The sequence below is a fragment of the Sediminibacterium roseum genome (genome assembly GCF_009939005.1).
Lineage (GTDB): Bacteria > Bacteroidota > Bacteroidia > Chitinophagales > Chitinophagaceae > Sediminibacterium > Sediminibacterium roseum.
Map to the genome: position 1 here is coordinate 240,417 of NZ_JAACJS010000002.1, position 15,370 is coordinate 255,786.

Below are 15,370 nucleotides of genomic sequence, written 5' to 3' on the forward strand. Positions count from 1 at the left end.
GACTTGTTGTATATATCAAGACAAGTAGTTAAATTGATAGATATTGCGGCCTTTGCCTCCTTAATTTGGATGGTCAGGCCATCCTCTTTCAGGACTGCTTATCGTCGATAAAGACACATATTTCGGGAATCCAAATAGGTATAATCGAATAAATACATATATTGGCTTGGTCAATGGATAGAAAATTGAAACATATCGAATTATTCGCGGGGTGTGGCGGGATGTCGCTGGGGTTGGAAGCGGCCGGCTTCGAGTTAGTATTGGCTAATGAACTTTCCCCGATGGCCGGAGAAACCTTCGCTTATAACCTGCTGGATGAAAACCTCCGGGAGCTGGCTAGCAAAGGTAGTTCGTCTAACAAGGTCCTTTGGCTCCGCTCACAATTTACACAGCTAGAGTTAACCGAACGACTGAGGGAAAATCCCTTCGACTACTCTAAAGGAAATCGCACAGATATTGATGATAAAACGGTTTTCGACAACAACCTTATAGTAGGAAATATTAATGATTTTCTAGATGTTCTTTCCTCCAAACCGAAATTACTGGCACAACTCAGGAAACAAGATGTAGATCTGTTGTCAGGCGGACCTCCATGTCAAAGCTTTAGTCTGGCTGGAAGACGTGAAAAAGATAACCACAAGAATCTCTTACCGCTGTCTTTTGCAAAGTTTGCAGGAATGATCAAACCCAAGGTGGTCCTGCTCGAAAACGTAAAGGGTATAACCAGCCCGTTTACACTAGATGGGCATAAATATCATGCGTGGGTTGAAGTGGCTAAAGCTTTTAGTTTGGAACAGTTCGTTCCAATCTGTTTCATGTTGAATTCCAAGTTTTATGGAGTACCTCAAAATCGACCTCGGTTTATCTTGATGGCGCTGCGGAAAGACGTGCTTCAGGCTTTACTTACAAAGACAAACGATCCCCTTTCAAAAAGTATTCTCGAAAACGCCGATCGGTTTTACAAACTTGTTCAAAAGTATAAGTTGAACTTAGATGTCATTACTCATAAAGACCTCGAACTTTATGATATTAACAAGCTTCCTCAAGTTTTTAATGGAGAATTAATGCCGGCCATCGAGACGAATAAGAACAATTTCATCTCGGCTGAAGAGGCCATCGGGGATTTAGAAAGCAACGTGGTTGATGAAGCGAGTATGCCAGCATATGTAATGGTTTTAAATAAATTATTCGCCAAAAAAGGGAAGAAATCGAACAAGCTAGTCAACCATATTACACGACGTCATAATTTCCAAGTTCGCGCAAGATTCAGGTGGCTGCAACTCGTTACAACACTAAACGGAACTGCCCCAGAGGCATTGAAAGCGTTGCTTGGTAACCTTGATAAAACGACAGCCGAAATTGTTTTTGAAAAAATCAAGAAAACTAAGATCCTAACTCACCAAGGCGAGAAGGAGGCATTAAAGCGTTTAGCTAGTTTCCCCGAATTCCTTGACTATCTTAAATCGATTCAAACAAAAAAGCACAGTCAAAGGGCTTTGAAAGCAAATGAACCAGCCCCGGCGCAAATGACTATCCCTGACGATTTATGTCATTACTCGGAGAATGAACTCCGCACATTAACTGTGCGAGAAATGGCAAGGTTTCAATCATTTCCAGATTGGTTTGAATTTAGGTCAAAGGTCACCACAGGTGGCAAACAACGTAGTTTTGAAATACCACAATATACACAGGTCGGTAATGCTGTTCCCCCTCTTTTGGCATTACGCCTTGGCCAGGTAATTCATAACATAATCAATAAAATTGAAAATGACTAGGGAGCGCGTAAAAGGAGGCGAAAAGAATGAAAACTCCGGCAAACGCTGGACAGAACCAGAATTGCAACAAGTACTTGACCTGTTTCTGCATGATACAACTTTGAAAATCCATGAAACAAATCCTTCAATCATTGCGTTGGCCCTAAAAATCAACAGAACGGTTCGAAGTATTGAAGCCCAGCTATTAATGTTTCGAAACCTAGGAAAACACGGCGATTACAGCTACGGCAATATGAATAAGCTTTGTAAAAAACTATGGATTCAGCATTTGCAATCGGTTAAAAGCGTATAAAATGTCAATCAAAACTATCAACCTCACTCCAGACCCTCGAATCTTGCGCATGTTGGGGCAAATCGAACTTAAGGGCTGGCAATGTATCGCAGAGTTAGTCGATAATTCAATTGATGCAATGCTCAAAACAAAGTCTTCTTCGAAAACCAACGAGATCGAAATTCAGATTCCGTCGCGGGTCGAGATCGAACGGAATATCCCTCTGTCGATTCGGGACAATGGTACCGGAATGACTGAAGATGAATTGGAAAATTGCCTCAAAGCCGGTTACACTTCTCAAAGCACGGATAACTTGGGTTTGTTCGGCATGGGTTTTAACATTGCAACGGCAAGGTTGGGTGATGTGGTTGAAGTGTGGACAAGCACCAAAGAAATGGATCACGAAATTGGTGTTCGTATAGATCTTATTGAAATGCAAAGGACAAAAAGCTTTGTGCGAGAACTCTTAAGGCGGAAGAAAACTTTTGCTGTGTCTGGAACTTCTATTGAAATATCCAAATTCCACCCAAGGGCGGAAAAACTTTTGAACAAGCAACATATTCAAAAAGAGTTGAACAGGATTTATTCAAAAAAATTGCTTGACGAGTATAAGATATCAATCAAAACAAACCAGGTTCAACTTAAGCCTTTCGAATTTTGTGTTTGGTCCGAGGAGCGGTCAGTCATCTACCAAGGGGAAGAAATACACGCGGTGCAGCATTTTAACCATGATTTCGATGATCGACATTATTGCGCACGATGTTTTATATGGATTGACGAATATGAAGCAGATATAACCACCCAAACAGTTTGTCCAAACTGTAACTTGGCGGACATGGTTCAGGCAAGGAAGATTAACATAAAAGGATGGGTGGGAATTCAACGTTACAATGATTTAGAACATTATGGGATTAACATTATTCGCAACGGAAGGATTATCAAAAAATTGGACAAATCGCTTTTTACATGGCAGGACAGGTATAATAAAAATAATGGCGAACCTATTAAAGATTACCCAATCGATACGACTGCTCAAGGTGGCCGGATTGTTGGTGAAATTATCGCAGACTTCATTACTCCAACGTACACGAAAGACAGTTTTGAAGAGACTGACAAGCATTGGTTAGACAGCGTCGAAGTTGTGCGCGGGAAGGGCCCTTTGCAACCAAAGATCGCTGAATCACTACAGTTTACACGGAATCAGTCACCGCTTGCAAAGCTTTTTTATGGTTATCGTAAGTCATTCCCTGTGGGGCTGAAAAACCTCATTCCTGGCAACAAAGCAGGCCAAGGGTTATATTCAGAAGCAAAGAAATGGGCGGATTTATTTTATGAAGGGGATCCCGACTATCAGTCGGATACAAAATGGTACGAAGCTGTGCTCAACGCGGAGTTTCCTGTCGATGACTCTGGTATTGATCCTACTATTATGGATAATACCCCACCTGCCGCGGAAGGAGAGCAAAATACGGGTGATGCGACCAACGATTCCAATCCTACACCTAGTGCAAATGCGGCCCAAGATCAAGACCTTTACCCGGGCAGGAAGATTCACTTGGCAGATAAAGAACTTGATCTCAGGCCTACACTTAATGAAATGCCTTATCGCTTAGCCATCTATAATTATTGGCCAACCGTTGACTTTAAGTCACCAATCATATTCGAGGCGATTCAGGCGTCCAAATTTAATGTCTACGTAAACAATAATCACCCGCTCTTCAAGGATTTTGCCGATGGATGGGAGGACCTTGTATTGATGGAAATTTCAACACGCTTTTACGAAAAACTGAATAACCTAGATATATGGCCACTTAGTCGTATTTATTACGAACTCAAGAATAAATACTTCGGAGAGAAGATGCTAAGTGTTCAAGCATTAGTATCGGAAGCAAAGGCCTTGATTACAGATATCCAAAACTATTTAGTTAATGAAGTTAGCGGTCAACCATTGGTGCAATTGCCCGTTTTGTCCCCAGAACAACTGAAAACACTGAAGCAAAATTATCTTCAAATTGAAGCGAAGAGTCTTCAAGATGTTGACACAATTCTTACCACTACGGAGTTTCTAAAGTACATGGACTACTCTTATATCATAGATTTTGCAAAAAGTAACCCTTCACTGATTTATGACGACAATTATTTTGCGCTACCGTATGATACATTAGATGATTCGGATATCAAGACAAGACAGCTAGAGCAATACAACGGCTACCTTGGAGATATTAAATGGTTTATCTTCGACTTATCCAACTACACAGATGTGCTTGTAAAGCAACAACGTAACCTCATTATCCGCAATAGGTTCAGCCTTGAGTTTCTTAATTCAAAAGTATCTTGATGACGACAACCGGCTTCTTAGGTATTGATAGACTAACTAAAGGCCCTTGGCAGGCTTTCGAACGGGGAATTGCGCGGTTGCTTGCCCATAGAGGATGGGATTCATACGACGTTGTCGGCGGTTCTGGTGATAAGGGGGCCGATATACTCGGTTCAAAAGATGGTGTCGAGAAGATATTTCAAACAAAGTTCTACCAAGGCAACAGTAATTTAAGTGTAGATATTGTGGGCGACGTAGTTCGGGCTATCGAATTCTATGGAATTCAACAGGGAGTATGCGTATCCAACCGAGTGCTGGGTACAGCACAGAAGCAAAGGCTTGAAACTTACAAGCGGCAAGGCTACCAGATTGAAACATTTACTGGAAATAAAATATTAGAGTCGTTTGAGTTACTTCCAGAATGGCCAACGGATAAAAAAGTTTTACGCCCTTATCAACGAGAAGCGATCGAAAAAATTATCGAATCGTTTGAACATGGAACCCGCAAAGGATTAATAACCCTGGCAACCGGCCTAGGAAAAACCTACGTGGCTGGCTGTTTTCTCAGGTGGCTATATGAAAATCATCCCGGTTCACAGGTATTGATCCTTGCAGATAAGAGGGAATTGCTCCTACAATTTGACAAATCTATTTGGACGAATCTACCTAAGTCTGTTGCTACCCATATTTTGCATGAGGGTGAAAAACCTAGTTTTGACCAAGGAGTTTTACTTTCCACGTTTCAAAGTTTCGAAGGCTACTTCGAGAAGAGGCCACAATTGACCTTCGATGTTGTAATAGTAGACGAAGCGCATCACGCAGCTGCCGACACATTTATTGATGTAATCCAGAAAATCGATCCAAAATATTTACTAGGACTTACCGCTACACCATTCCGTAAAGATCAACGAAGTATTAAAAAAATTTTTGGCGAGCCCTTGGTAAAGTATGACGTGATTAAAGCTTTAAAAAAAGGATATCTGGCTAATATAGAATATAAAATCAAGAACGACAACATCGATACTAGTTGGATTAGTAACGAAAGCAAAAACGGCTACACTGTTAAACAACTAAACAAAAAGTTGTTTATCCCAGAGAGAGACGAAGAAATATGCGACACAATTTTTAAATATTGGAATTTTAAGCAACCCCAACGGGGAATTATTTTTTGCAATAGTAGTGAGCATGCAGAAAGAATTGAACAATTGTTGCGGACTCAATTCAATTTCCCAGCACGGTCGTTGACCACGAGGGTGCCGAGTTCAGAAGAACGGGCAAAACGGTTGCGTTTGTTTAAGACTGGAGAAATAAAAATCCTGACCTGCTATGATATGCTCAATGAAGGCGTAGATGTCCCTGATGTCGATTTCCTCGTGTACTTAAGAATTACGCACAGCAGGGTTATTTTTCTTCAACAACTCGGCCGCGGCTTACGATTCAAGGAAGGAAAAACGTTATTGGTGTTGGATTTTGTAGCTGATATTCGTAGGCTTGCGACCGTCAAACTATTTAAACAGGAATTTAAGGAGGCGGTCGAAAAACCAACTCGTACAACTCCTATAGAAGAGTTGAAATTACCTTCCGAATTCGAGTTAACTTTTTTTGACGAGACTTCGAAAGACTTTCTAAACTTGGTTACTGCGGATGCATCGGAGTTGGATGAGTATTCAGAGGATGATACAGTCTACTTTTTGTAAAGATTCAAGTTTTAATACAACTCCTCAAAATTCCTTTATTGGGATAAATTTCTGAGACCGAAAGGGATATATTATGTGACATAATAAATTGCTTCTTGAAAAGTTAGTATTTTTTATCCCCCATGCTCAACAAAGTATAAGCACTTGTTTTTTATGGGACATATTGGACAGAGTGGCTTTGTTTTACAAACTTTGGCGGCGAAGTCAAGAATTGCCCAATTTATACTTTTTGAATGCATAGATCTGACGATTTCATGTGCTAATTCTTGGAGATAAGAGTCGTATCTTATATCAGATTTTCTCCTTTCGCCAAAAAATCGTTCAAGCACCCTAGACATATTCACGTCAATTAGCGGCTTTTGTTCATTAAAAATCACTAATTCCACTGCATTGGCAATATATTGCCCCATAAAAGGGATCGATTCTAGCTCTCCTCGCTCTTTTGGTAGTCTGCCATTCCGTTTAACCATTTCCTTCGCTAAATTCATTAACCTCTTTGATCGTTGACGATATAGTCCAACAGGCTTGAGAAATTCTTCGAGTTGATAGGCACTACCACTAGCGATTGACAACCAGTTAGGAAAATTTCTTATGAAATCCGGGTAAAATTTCGCCACCGTCTCTGCTTTTGTTCTTTGGAGTAATACTTCGGCAATGACATATTGATAATTCGTAAGCCCTTTTTTTCGCCAAAGGAAATTACGGCCATTGGATTTATACCATTCAAGGATATGGTGTTGGAAAAATTCGATTTTGTCTTGAGGGATGTTCTCCATTTTATAAATTCAAAGGATGTAAACACAGAGATTAAAAAATCATTCTATCCTATCCATAACAGCATAAATTTAGCAAACCCCAGTCATGCTTCTTTCCAAGATAATTTTCTATAAAATCGCCAAACCATCTGCCTCGTACCCCAATCACTCCTACAAAAAGAACAAACAAATCTTCAAAACAAACAAACACTTCTACAAAATCTCACAAGGATTAGTCTCCGACCCCAATCGTTTGTACAAAATCGACAAATGCATCTACAAAAAGAACAAATACATCTTAAGATCAGGAAACGATTGGTTAGATGGTAATCGATTGGCTTGAAACCCTATCAGTGGCGGGCGCAAAAAACCCGGGCTGGCAGGGCTCTAAAAAAACCAAGCTAAACCTTCTTTATCAATCAGTTGTCTTAGGGTTCTTCGTGAACTTGCTGCGAGGAAAATGGGCGGCCAGGTCTTCCTGTATGGCTTTTGTGCCGGGTATGCTGGAGCGGCTGGCGCCTTTTACGGCATTGTAAAAGATGAGCCCGCTCTCGTGGGCCTCGGCGCCGGCGATCATCATGGTGTCTTCCAGGGCTGTTAGCAGGGTACTGAGCTTTTTGTGGATCTCGGCGAGGTCCATTGCGAGGGCGAAATCCTTGTTGGCCTTGTCGAGACTCATGAACGCGGGTATGAGCGACTGGTTCTGGCCGGCATAGGTAAGCGATTTACTGGTAAAGGTTGCCATCCGCTCGCCCATTTTCGCCATGCCCTTGCGGTCCTCCGCTGTGAGGTTGAAGATGAGAACGGATTTGAGCTGGTTTTGTAACGCAGCCACGTTTTTCAGTACCGCCTGTTTGTCGGCAGCACTGATCGACACGGAGATCTTGTTGTTTTGCATGACAAACAGTTAAGATTAATTTATATACGATAGAACAGTTTCCGAACCAGAATGCAAGCGGAGAACTACGCAATTTTTGCGTAGAAATACGTGGTGGAATTGGTAATCAAATGAAGAAAAACCATCGGAGGTAAACGGGTAGAAATACGATTTATAAAAGGATGATATTACGTTTAACACCCAACCTAGTTGTCTTTCTCATTGCGTTTTTTTCATGATGCTCGATCGGTATGAATATGTTACCAGTGAAACAATGCTCGATTTTGAATTTGAAAACGAGGGGCCAAAGGGAAAAATCAGGAAAATTGTACGGTTCTGCCTACAGCACTCTACGGTAGTATCCCGAAAAAAGTAATTTTACAACCGATAAAAATCATTCAAATGTCAGGCAAAGCAGGCGTTGAGAAAAAGCAAAAAACAAAGCCGGATAACAAAGTAAAAGATTACGGCAACGATCCTTTTTTTGTAAACAAAGCCAAACGATCAAAGGAGGTTCTCGACAAATACGGGTTTCCAAGAGAACTGGTAAACAGAAGAAATACGAAATAGATGAAACACTTAGTAAAACATGTTTGGTAGTTGGCTCAACAGACGAGTCCAGCCTTCGAGTAAGAACCATTAAAAGTGTGCTTGCGTTTGCATGCCATTATGTGATACATCTTCAGAATTCTACAATTTCATTTCCAATTACCATCACCTTAACTTAATTTTTGGTGAATTAAGAAATACACAACATTCCGTTCTCCTAGTTTGGTGTTCTAATCTAAAAACGATGCGTACGCTAACTATGAAACTGCCGGTGCAAAAGTCACTGCGCTTTGTGGTGAATGCCACAAGCTCTCCTTTGAGAAAATTTGTGGTTACGGCTACCACTCATCTGCCCTTTAAAAAGATGAAAACGCCGTTGTACCTCTCGCTGATGGGTGTGGTTGTTCTCACCAACAGCTCGTTCAAAAAAGCAAAAATTTACAATTTCCGAACGGCAACCAAAAACACGTTTCGCGTACTCGTTCTCAAAAGCAAATACGAAATGCACATCTACGACTCCAGCGGCGAATGGATCGTTGGCTACCCCGTTGTATTCGGCAACAAAGACCTCGGCGATAAAATGATGGAGGGCGACCGCAAAACCCCCGAAGGCATATTTCACATTGCCATGAAAAGAAGACACGAAAAATGGGACAGCTTTCTTTCCATCGATTACCCTACCGCCGAAAGCTACCGCAGGTTCAACGAACGCAAAGCCAAAGGACAGATCCCCGCAAACGCGCGCATCGGCGGCTCCATCGGCATACACGGCACCTGGCCGCACGAAGACTTTGCGATCGATCAGTACCAGAACTGGACGGAAGGTTGCATCAGCACAAAAAATGCTTTTATCCAGCAGATATTTTCCATGTTGCCGGTGGGAACGGAAGTGGAAATTCGCCGATGATACATTGCCTCCATGCAGAATGAGCGGCACGACCAGAACCGAAATAAATAAGGTGATCACTTTAATGATCACCTTATTTATTTATCGAAGTTGTTGTGATTAATCCAGACACTCAGATTCAACATTCGCTTTTAGCAGCAGAAGCATGGGTTTAAATTCGCGCCGCTCCAAAATACCTGTGCAACACTTCCGGCAGCCTGATCCCTTCTTCCTCCTGGTTGTTCTCCAGCAAACAGGCCACGATCCTGGGCAATGCCAATGCACTTCCATTGAGTGAATGTGTGAACTGCATTTTACCGTCTTCATCTTTGTAGCGGCATTTCATCCGGTGCGTCTGGTAGCTTTCGAAATTACTTACGCTGCTCACTTCGAGCCAGCGTTCCTGTGCGGCGCTGAACACTTCAAAATCGTAGGTGATGGCGCTGGTGAAACCCATGTCGCCTCCACAGAGGCGTAAAATACGGTATGGCAATTCTAAACTGATGAGTAGTTTTTCTACGTGTTTTACCATCTCATCCAGCACCTCGTAACTTTTCCCGGGTTCGGTGATCTGGATGATCTCTACTTTTTCAAACTGGTGCACCCGGTTGAGACCGCGCACATCTTTCCCAAAGCTCCCGGCTTCCCGCCTGAAGCAGGGCGAGTAGGCCGTCATGCGGATGGGCAGTTCTTCCAGCTTCACGATCGTATCCCTGTAAATATTGGTAACCGGAACCTCCGCCGTTGGGATCAGGAAAAAATTATCTGCGGTGGCATGATACATTTGCCCTTCTTTATCGGGCAGCTGTCCCGTAGCAAATGCACTTGCTTCGTTCACCATATAAGGCGGAATGTACTCCGTATATCCCGCTTCGGTATTGTAATCAAGAAAATACTGCACGAGCGAACGCTGCAGTTTGGCGCCTTTCCCTTTGTACAAAGGAAAACCGCGGCCGGTGATCTTGGCGCCGGTTTCAAAGTCAACCAGGTCGTATTTGGTAATGAGGTCCCAATGCGGAAGCGCATTGGCGCCCAGCGTGGGTTTGGTTCCGCCTTCTCGTACCACCACGTTGTCCTCGGGCGTTTTCCCGTTCGGCACCTGCGGCGATGGGAGGTTGGGCAGGATGACCAATGTATCCATCAATTCTTTTTCAACCGAAGCCATCTGTTCTTTCAGGGGCTCGAGCGTGGCTTTCCAGCCAGCCACATCGGTTTTCAAGGTTTCGGCCGCGTCTTTGTTTCCCTGTGCCATCATTTTACCGATCTCTTTGGATGCGGTATTTACTTTCGCCTGTGTATTGTCGAAATCGGCCTGGAGTTTTTTTCTCTCGTCATCCAGCGCAATGATCCTGTCAACCAGTTCCGGCTGGTTGAAATTCTTTACCGCCAGTCTTTTTTTAACGTCTTCTGTATTGTTGCGCAATACATTCACTTGTAGCATGGGATTCGTTGTTTTGCGCAAAGATAAGCTTTGCGGTTTGAGCTGCGGGACCGGCTTTTTTCTCCCTGGTGTGATAATTCCCTTCAAAAATCCGCGACGGGTGGCTCGGGGCTCAGGGCGCAAAGCTATCTTTGCCTTATGTTTATTTCAGACGACCTACAACAAAGATGGTGGAACCTCGAGGCGAAACTGGTGGAGCGGTTTGGTAAAAAGCCCGACCTGGAGGCCGTTCTTTTTCTCATTGGCATGCAGGAGACGGGATTCATGAACGAGAAAATATCCAAGGAACAGAAGCAGGACCTCATGCACGTGGCTGTTTGCAAAGCGCTCAGCCAAAGCGGTTACTATATACTCGAAGGAAACGACGCAGACGGCTGGCCACACTACAGGCAGGTAAAAGAGCTGCCAACGATGATGCTGATGGAGCAGGAAAATTTTATCAAGGATCACGTGTTGTTGTATATGGAGAACGAGGGATTTTAGAATACAGGTCCGGGCCAACGGCTATTTAAAAAAAACAGGTTTACCGGGCGCGCGGCTCCGCAATACGCGGCGAAGGCTTTTTTTGACTTTGCCCCATTTTTATCCAATATTTGCACAAAACCTCACACTATGAATTTTCCGGCAGACCTCCGCTACACAAAAGACCATGAATGGATCAAGATTGAAGGCAATGTTGCAACCATCGGTGTTACCGATTTTGCGCAGCATGAGCTGGGTGATATCGTTTATGTAGACATCAACACCGTTGGTAAGTCGCTCGCCGCCGAAGAAGTTTTCGGAACGGTAGAGGCCGTGAAAACAGTGAGTGATCTTTTTCTCCCCGTTGCGGGTTCGGTTACCGAAGTGAATCCTCTTCTCGAAAAACAACCCGAACTGGTGAACACAGATCCTTATGGAGATGGCTGGATGATCAAAATGACCGTAGACAATCCTGATGCAGTGGCAGCGTTGATGGACAGTGCAGCATATACCGCCCTGGTTTCTTAAAAACCGGGCAAAACATTCTCCCGTATATAACCGCATCAACCTTATAACCTGCGTTTGGAAGTAGTTAAAAAATACAGCGAACCTGAACTGGTCCGGTTGCTCAGGCAACGGAGCCAGCATGCCTTCAGCTACCTGTATGATAACTATTCCGGGGCGCTCCTGTCCATTATCCTGAACATCGTAAACGATGAGGAACTGGCCAATGATGTGCTGCAGGAAGTATTCGTCAAGATCTGGAAACAGGGCGATACTTACGATAGCTCCAAAGGGAGGCTCTTTACCTGGATGCTTAACATTGCCAGGAACGCATCGATCGATACCATCCGCAGCAGGGGCTATCAGAACAGCAAACAGAACAGGGAATTGCCCGACGATTCTTCCGCCATTGCAGGAACCAACGAGTTGCGTACAGACCATATCGGCCTGAAAAAAATAGTATACAACCTGAAAGAAGAATACAGGATATTGGTAGAGCTCTCGTATTTCCAGGGCTATACGCAGGATGAGATCGCGAAGATGTTGAATATACCTTTGGGAACCGTAAAAACAAGATTAAGAACAGCGTTGATCCAATTAAGAGAAATTATAAAACCGTAGTGGATATAAAGGCATACATAGAAAGTGGTGTGATTGAAAGCTATGTTTTGGGCATGGCCGATACACAGGAAGCTGCCGAACTGGTGCGGCTCAGCCATCAATACCCCGAGATACAGGCGGCCATTGATGCGTTTGAGCGTAACCTGGAAGAGCAGGCGCTCGCCGCTGCCGTGCCCCCACGCGCCGATGTGAAACAGGCCCTGCTCAAATCGCTCGATTTTGAAAAAGAAGAAAAAGCACGCGTAGTGGCGTTTTCAGGGAAACGTTATGCAATGGCTGCCGCCGTAATCCTGCTCATCGCCAGCACCGCGCTGAATATTTACTATTATACACAGTTCCGCAACACATCAGATGCCTACCAGGCATTGCTGGTTGAAAAAACAAGCCTCATCGCCAAAAACGATGTGATGCAGGCAAGATCGAACGAGATGGAGAAAGACATGCAGATCATGAACGATACTGCTGTGGTGAAAGTTTATATGAAAGGGGTTACCGGCAGGGAAGGCAACCTGGCCACTGTGTTCTGGGACAGCCGCACCAAAGACGTATACCTCATGCAAAACCGCCTCCCCGCCGCACCGGAAGGAAAGCAATACCAGTTATGGGCCATTGTTGATGGTAAGCCGGTGGATGCAGGTATGATAGATCCCGTTACCGGCCTCGCTAAAATGAAGAACATCCCCAAAGCATCTATGTTTGCCATCACCCTCGAGAAAAAAGGCGGCGTAGAACAACCAACCATGGCCGAGATGTATGTGGCGGGCAAGGTTGGATAATTGTGTATTTTCCGCGCTCAATCTTTTCAATTTGACTAAAAGGAGTTTTATACCGGCCATACTCTGGTTCGTGGTAACTGTGGTTTTGCTGTGCCTGCCCGGTTCGGCCATCCCTAAAAATTCCTGGTTCGCCGTGGTGCACGCCGATAAATGGGTTCACATCGCCCTGTTCTTTATCCTCTGCTTCCTGTTTGCCAGGCCGCTTCGCGGAAAAGATCTGGCAACGGGTAAAGAAGAAACCTGTCTTATCCTGATACTGGCCGGGGGAATTGTTTACGGAACATTGATGGAGTTTGTGCAGAAATACTGGATCCCCAACCGCTCATTCGAAGGGGCGGATATCCTGGCCGACAGCACCGGCTGCCTGGCCGCTTATTTCTTCAGCAGGTGGAGGGGTTTGGGGAAGGGGTAAAAAAAATTGGTCCCGATGGAAATCGGGACCGCAACCAAAACTAACTGCTTATGAGAAAAATGTATAACTAATCGTTTTAAATTATCGTGCGCTTCTGTATGTATTAACGCAAACGATATGCCATTGGTTTCGCGTTTCCTGTTAATGATTTCTAAAACCCGGGAAATCATTCTCTTGCGCTCTTTCTATATATAAGATGCAAAAACAAGCCCTGCGTTTACCAAAGAATTGTTAAAGCCAAAAAGAATTTTTGTGGAACTGGTTCCACAATCGATTACCCAAATTGAGGAGCGAAAAGGCCAGCAGAATAGTTAGCCTCTTCAGATTACGAACTTCAACTCCTAGCGCCAAACTCCGTACTTTTACACTCATGTATTTCAATTGGAACGACAGCATCAATTTTCTCACGAAACTGCGCCCAAGGCGGTTGTGGAACGCGGCCAAAGTGTATGCGAGCTACCAGGTTACCAAGCTTTCCGGCAAGCCGGTGCAATGGGGTTACCCTGTTTCTGTTTCATTTGAGCCCACCACATCGTGCAACCTGCGCTGCCCCGAGTGCCCGAGCGGGTTGAGGGCGTTTACGCGGCCAACCGGAATGTTGGAGAACAGTTTCTTCAAACAAACGATCGATGAGCTGCACAAAGAATTACTCTATCTTATTTTCTATTTCCAGGGAGAGCCCTATCTCAACCCTGATTTCCTGAAGATGGTAAAATACGCACACGACAAGGGCATCTATACCGCCACCTCTACCAATGCGCATTACCTGACGGATGAGAAGGCAAAACAAACCGTAGAGAGCGGCCTCGACAGGCTGATCATTTCCATCGACGGCACATCGCAGGATGTGTACCAGCAATACCGCGTAGGTGGCAAACTGGACAAAGTGCTCGAGGGCGCGCGCAACATCGTAAAATGGAAAAAAGAACTGAAAAGCAAAACGCCTTTTGTTTTTTTCCAGTTCCTCGTGGTAAGGCACAATGAGCACCAGATCGAAGAAGTAAAAAGGCTGGCGAAAGAGATCGGTGTTGACCAGGTACGTTTTAAAACGGCGCAGGTATACGATTACGAGAACGACCCCAACCAGCTGATCCCTTTAAACAATAAGTACAGCCGTTACAAAAAAGACCCTTCGGGCAAAATGAAAGTGAAAAGCGGCCTCGGCAACCATTGCTGGAAGCTGTGGCACGCAAACGTGATCACCTGGGATGGGCTGGTGGTGCCCTGCTGTTTCGACAAAGATGCAACGCACCAGCTCGGCAACCTGAAGATGCAAAGCTTCAAGGAAACCTGGAACAACGACAACTACAAACAGTTCCGCCGCGAGTTGCTCACGAGCCGCAAAAACATCGATATCTGTGCCAATTGCAGCGAGGGCCTTACGGTATGGGAGGATTAAAATTCGCCGGCAGCCTGCATCCTGTGGGCATAGTAGCATTTTTTTAGATACCTTAGAGAAGCAACCGAATACTACCTGTACCCAGACCACAAACCGCTTTGCGCATGAGCATCGAAAAAGATATTCAACAACAGGCTTTCCGGAACGAATACCAGAAAGCCACGGTGAACATTATTTTTTCTGCGGGATGGCTCCACGAACGGATCAGAAGTTTGCTGGAAACAGAAGACATCACACCCCAGCAATACAACATCCTCCGCATCCTCCGCGGAAGCAAAACACCGCTGAGCACCCTGCAGATCCGCGAACGGATGCTTGACAAGATGAGCGATACGAGCCGCATCGTTGAAAGACTGCAGAAAAAAGGGCTGGTAGAGAAAAAAACCTGTCCCTCAGACAAACGCCTGGTGGATGTGATCATCTCCAAAAAAGGCATCTCCCTTCTCGAAAAACTCGACAAACGAAACACCGAGCTTGATGCCTTGCTTAAATCGCTGTCTACCGAAGAAGCGAAAACATTGAATGACCTGCTCGACAAAATGCGCAGCTAACAGGTCCGCTCTTGCCGTCGTTCATCATTCTGCCTAACATTCACCGGTGCATTGGCCATTCGTTATTCGATATTCAA

At 44.4% G+C, this 15,370-nt stretch carries 17 protein-coding genes; 14 read left to right on the plus strand and 3 right to left on the minus strand.

The genetic code is table 11. The features are described from left to right. Positions 1–173 precede the first annotated feature (173 nt). Genes GWC95_RS01005 through GWC95_RS01020 form a run of 4 tightly spaced genes read left to right on the plus strand, consistent with a single transcriptional unit; the run spans position 174 to position 6,060 of the window. Entirely contained in the window at positions 174–1,775 is a 1,602-nt protein-coding gene (locus GWC95_RS01005) for a DNA cytosine methyltransferase (protein WP_161816804.1), read from the plus strand. Beyond that, complete coding sequence (locus GWC95_RS01010; RefSeq protein ID WP_161816805.1) at positions 1,768–2,067, plus strand: hypothetical protein; 300 nt, start codon at positions 1,768–1,770, stop codon at positions 2,065–2,067. Before GWC95_RS01005 ends, GWC95_RS01010 begins: the two co-directional genes overlap by 8 nt. Position 2,068: 1 nt before the next feature. Further along, the gene (locus tag GWC95_RS01015) at positions 2,069–4,384 is read left to right on the plus strand and encodes an ATP-binding protein (RefSeq protein WP_161816806.1); all 2,316 of its coding nucleotides are present in this window, start codon (positions 2,069–2,071) and stop codon (positions 4,382–4,384) included. Next, positions 4,384–6,060 (plus strand): DEAD/DEAH box helicase family protein, encoded by a 1,677-nt coding sequence (locus GWC95_RS01020; RefSeq protein WP_161816807.1) that lies wholly within the window; start codon positions 4,384–4,386, stop codon positions 6,058–6,060. Before GWC95_RS01015 ends, GWC95_RS01020 begins: the two co-directional genes overlap by 1 nt. Before the next feature lie 113 nt (positions 6,061–6,173). On the opposite strand, the gene GWC95_RS01025 is transcribed toward GWC95_RS01020, so the two are convergent. Together GWC95_RS01025 and GWC95_RS01030 are read right to left on the minus strand one after the other, a co-directional pair. Continuing rightward, positions 6,174–6,836 carry an endonuclease III domain-containing protein gene (locus GWC95_RS01025; protein WP_161816808.1) on the minus strand — a complete coding sequence of 221 codons (663 nt, stop codon included), beginning with the start codon at positions 6,834–6,836 and terminating at the stop codon, positions 6,174–6,176. A gap of 394 nt (positions 6,837–7,230) precedes the next feature. After that, the gene (locus GWC95_RS01030; RefSeq protein ID WP_161816809.1) at positions 7,231–7,713 is read right to left on the minus strand and encodes a hypothetical protein; all 483 of its coding nucleotides are present in this window, start codon (positions 7,711–7,713) and stop codon (positions 7,231–7,233) included. A gap of 217 nt (positions 7,714–7,930) precedes the next feature. On the opposite strand from GWC95_RS01030, the gene GWC95_RS20025 reads away from it, so the two are divergent. From GWC95_RS20025 to GWC95_RS01040, 3 genes are all read left to right on the plus strand, one after another. Then, a complete protein-coding gene (locus GWC95_RS20025) occupies positions 7,931–8,068 on the plus strand; it encodes a DUF6934 family protein (protein WP_394351245.1) in 138 nt (45 codons plus the stop codon). A 26-nt stretch (positions 8,069–8,094) separates the two neighbouring features. Beyond that, entirely contained in the window at positions 8,095–8,262 is a 168-nt protein-coding gene (locus GWC95_RS01035; protein ID WP_161816810.1) for a hypothetical protein, read from the plus strand. 223 nt (positions 8,263–8,485) lie between these two features. Next, positions 8,486–9,148 (plus strand): L,D-transpeptidase family protein, encoded by a 663-nt coding sequence (locus tag GWC95_RS01040; protein ID WP_237722022.1) that lies wholly within the window; start codon positions 8,486–8,488, stop codon positions 9,146–9,148. A 151-nt stretch (positions 9,149–9,299) separates the two neighbouring features. Here the strand turns inward: GWC95_RS01040 and serS are convergent, their stop codons facing one another. Then, a complete protein-coding gene (gene serS, locus GWC95_RS01045; protein ID WP_161816811.1) occupies positions 9,300–10,568 on the minus strand; it encodes a serine--tRNA ligase in 1,269 nt (422 codons plus the stop codon). 138 nt (positions 10,569–10,706) lie between these two features. Here serS and GWC95_RS01050 point away from each other — a divergent pair, with 138 nt between their 5' ends. The 7 genes from GWC95_RS01050 (at position 10,707) to GWC95_RS01080 (ending at position 15,293) form a co-directional block, all read left to right on the plus strand. Then, complete coding sequence (locus GWC95_RS01050; protein WP_161816812.1) at positions 10,707–11,051, plus strand: hypothetical protein; 345 nt, start codon at positions 10,707–10,709, stop codon at positions 11,049–11,051. A gap of 129 nt (positions 11,052–11,180) precedes the next feature. Then, positions 11,181–11,558 carry a glycine cleavage system protein GcvH gene (gene gcvH / locus GWC95_RS01055; RefSeq protein ID WP_161816813.1) on the plus strand — a complete coding sequence of 126 codons (378 nt, stop codon included), beginning with the start codon at positions 11,181–11,183 and terminating at the stop codon, positions 11,556–11,558. A gap of 54 nt (positions 11,559–11,612) precedes the next feature. Beyond that, entirely contained in the window at positions 11,613–12,155 is a 543-nt protein-coding gene (locus tag GWC95_RS01060) for an RNA polymerase sigma factor (RefSeq protein ID WP_161816814.1), read from the plus strand. Continuing rightward, entirely contained in the window at positions 12,155–12,931 is a 777-nt protein-coding gene (locus GWC95_RS01065) for an anti-sigma factor (protein WP_161816815.1), read from the plus strand. Before GWC95_RS01060 ends, GWC95_RS01065 begins: the two co-directional genes overlap by 1 nt. Before the next feature lie 31 nt (positions 12,932–12,962). After that, complete coding sequence (locus tag GWC95_RS01070; RefSeq protein WP_161816816.1) at positions 12,963–13,343, plus strand: VanZ family protein; 381 nt, start codon at positions 12,963–12,965, stop codon at positions 13,341–13,343. A gap of 370 nt (positions 13,344–13,713) precedes the next feature. After that, on the plus strand, positions 13,714–14,742 hold the full coding sequence (locus GWC95_RS01075) for a radical SAM/SPASM domain-containing protein (RefSeq protein WP_161816817.1): 1,029 nt from the start codon (positions 13,714–13,716) through the stop codon (positions 14,740–14,742). A gap of 104 nt (positions 14,743–14,846) precedes the next feature. Beyond that, positions 14,847–15,293 (plus strand): MarR family winged helix-turn-helix transcriptional regulator, encoded by a 447-nt coding sequence (locus GWC95_RS01080; protein WP_161816818.1) that lies wholly within the window; start codon positions 14,847–14,849, stop codon positions 15,291–15,293. Positions 15,294–15,370 lie beyond the last annotated feature (77 nt).

Coding starts and splice junctions, on each gene's coding strand:
- GWC95_RS01005 (WP_161816804.1), top strand. CDS start 174: ATGGATAGAAAATTGAAACATATCGAATTATTCGCGGGGTGTGGCGGG.
- GWC95_RS01010 (WP_161816805.1), top strand. CDS start 1,768: ATGACTAGGGAGCGCGTAAAAGGAGGCGAAAAGAATGAAAACTCCGGC.
- GWC95_RS01015 (WP_161816806.1), top strand. CDS start 2,069: ATGTCAATCAAAACTATCAACCTCACTCCAGACCCTCGAATCTTGCGC.
- GWC95_RS01020 (WP_161816807.1), top strand. CDS start 4,384: ATGACGACAACCGGCTTCTTAGGTATTGATAGACTAACTAAAGGCCCT.
- GWC95_RS01025 (WP_161816808.1), bottom strand. CDS start 6,836: ATGGAGAACATCCCTCAAGACAAAATCGAATTTTTCCAACACCATATC.
- GWC95_RS01030 (WP_161816809.1), bottom strand. CDS start 7,713: ATGCAAAACAACAAGATCTCCGTGTCGATCAGTGCTGCCGACAAACAG.
- GWC95_RS20025 (WP_394351245.1), top strand. CDS start 7,931: ATGCTCGATCGGTATGAATATGTTACCAGTGAAACAATGCTCGATTTT.
- GWC95_RS01035 (WP_161816810.1), top strand. CDS start 8,095: ATGTCAGGCAAAGCAGGCGTTGAGAAAAAGCAAAAAACAAAGCCGGAT.
- GWC95_RS01040 (WP_237722022.1), top strand. CDS start 8,486: ATGCGTACGCTAACTATGAAACTGCCGGTGCAAAAGTCACTGCGCTTT.
- serS (WP_161816811.1), bottom strand. CDS start 10,568: ATGCTACAAGTGAATGTATTGCGCAACAATACAGAAGACGTTAAAAAA.
- GWC95_RS01050 (WP_161816812.1), top strand. CDS start 10,707: ATGTTTATTTCAGACGACCTACAACAAAGATGGTGGAACCTCGAGGCG.
- gcvH (WP_161816813.1), top strand. CDS start 11,181: ATGAATTTTCCGGCAGACCTCCGCTACACAAAAGACCATGAATGGATC.
- GWC95_RS01075 (WP_161816817.1), top strand. CDS start 13,714: ATGTATTTCAATTGGAACGACAGCATCAATTTTCTCACGAAACTGCGC.
- GWC95_RS01080 (WP_161816818.1), top strand. CDS start 14,847: ATGAGCATCGAAAAAGATATTCAACAACAGGCTTTCCGGAACGAATAC.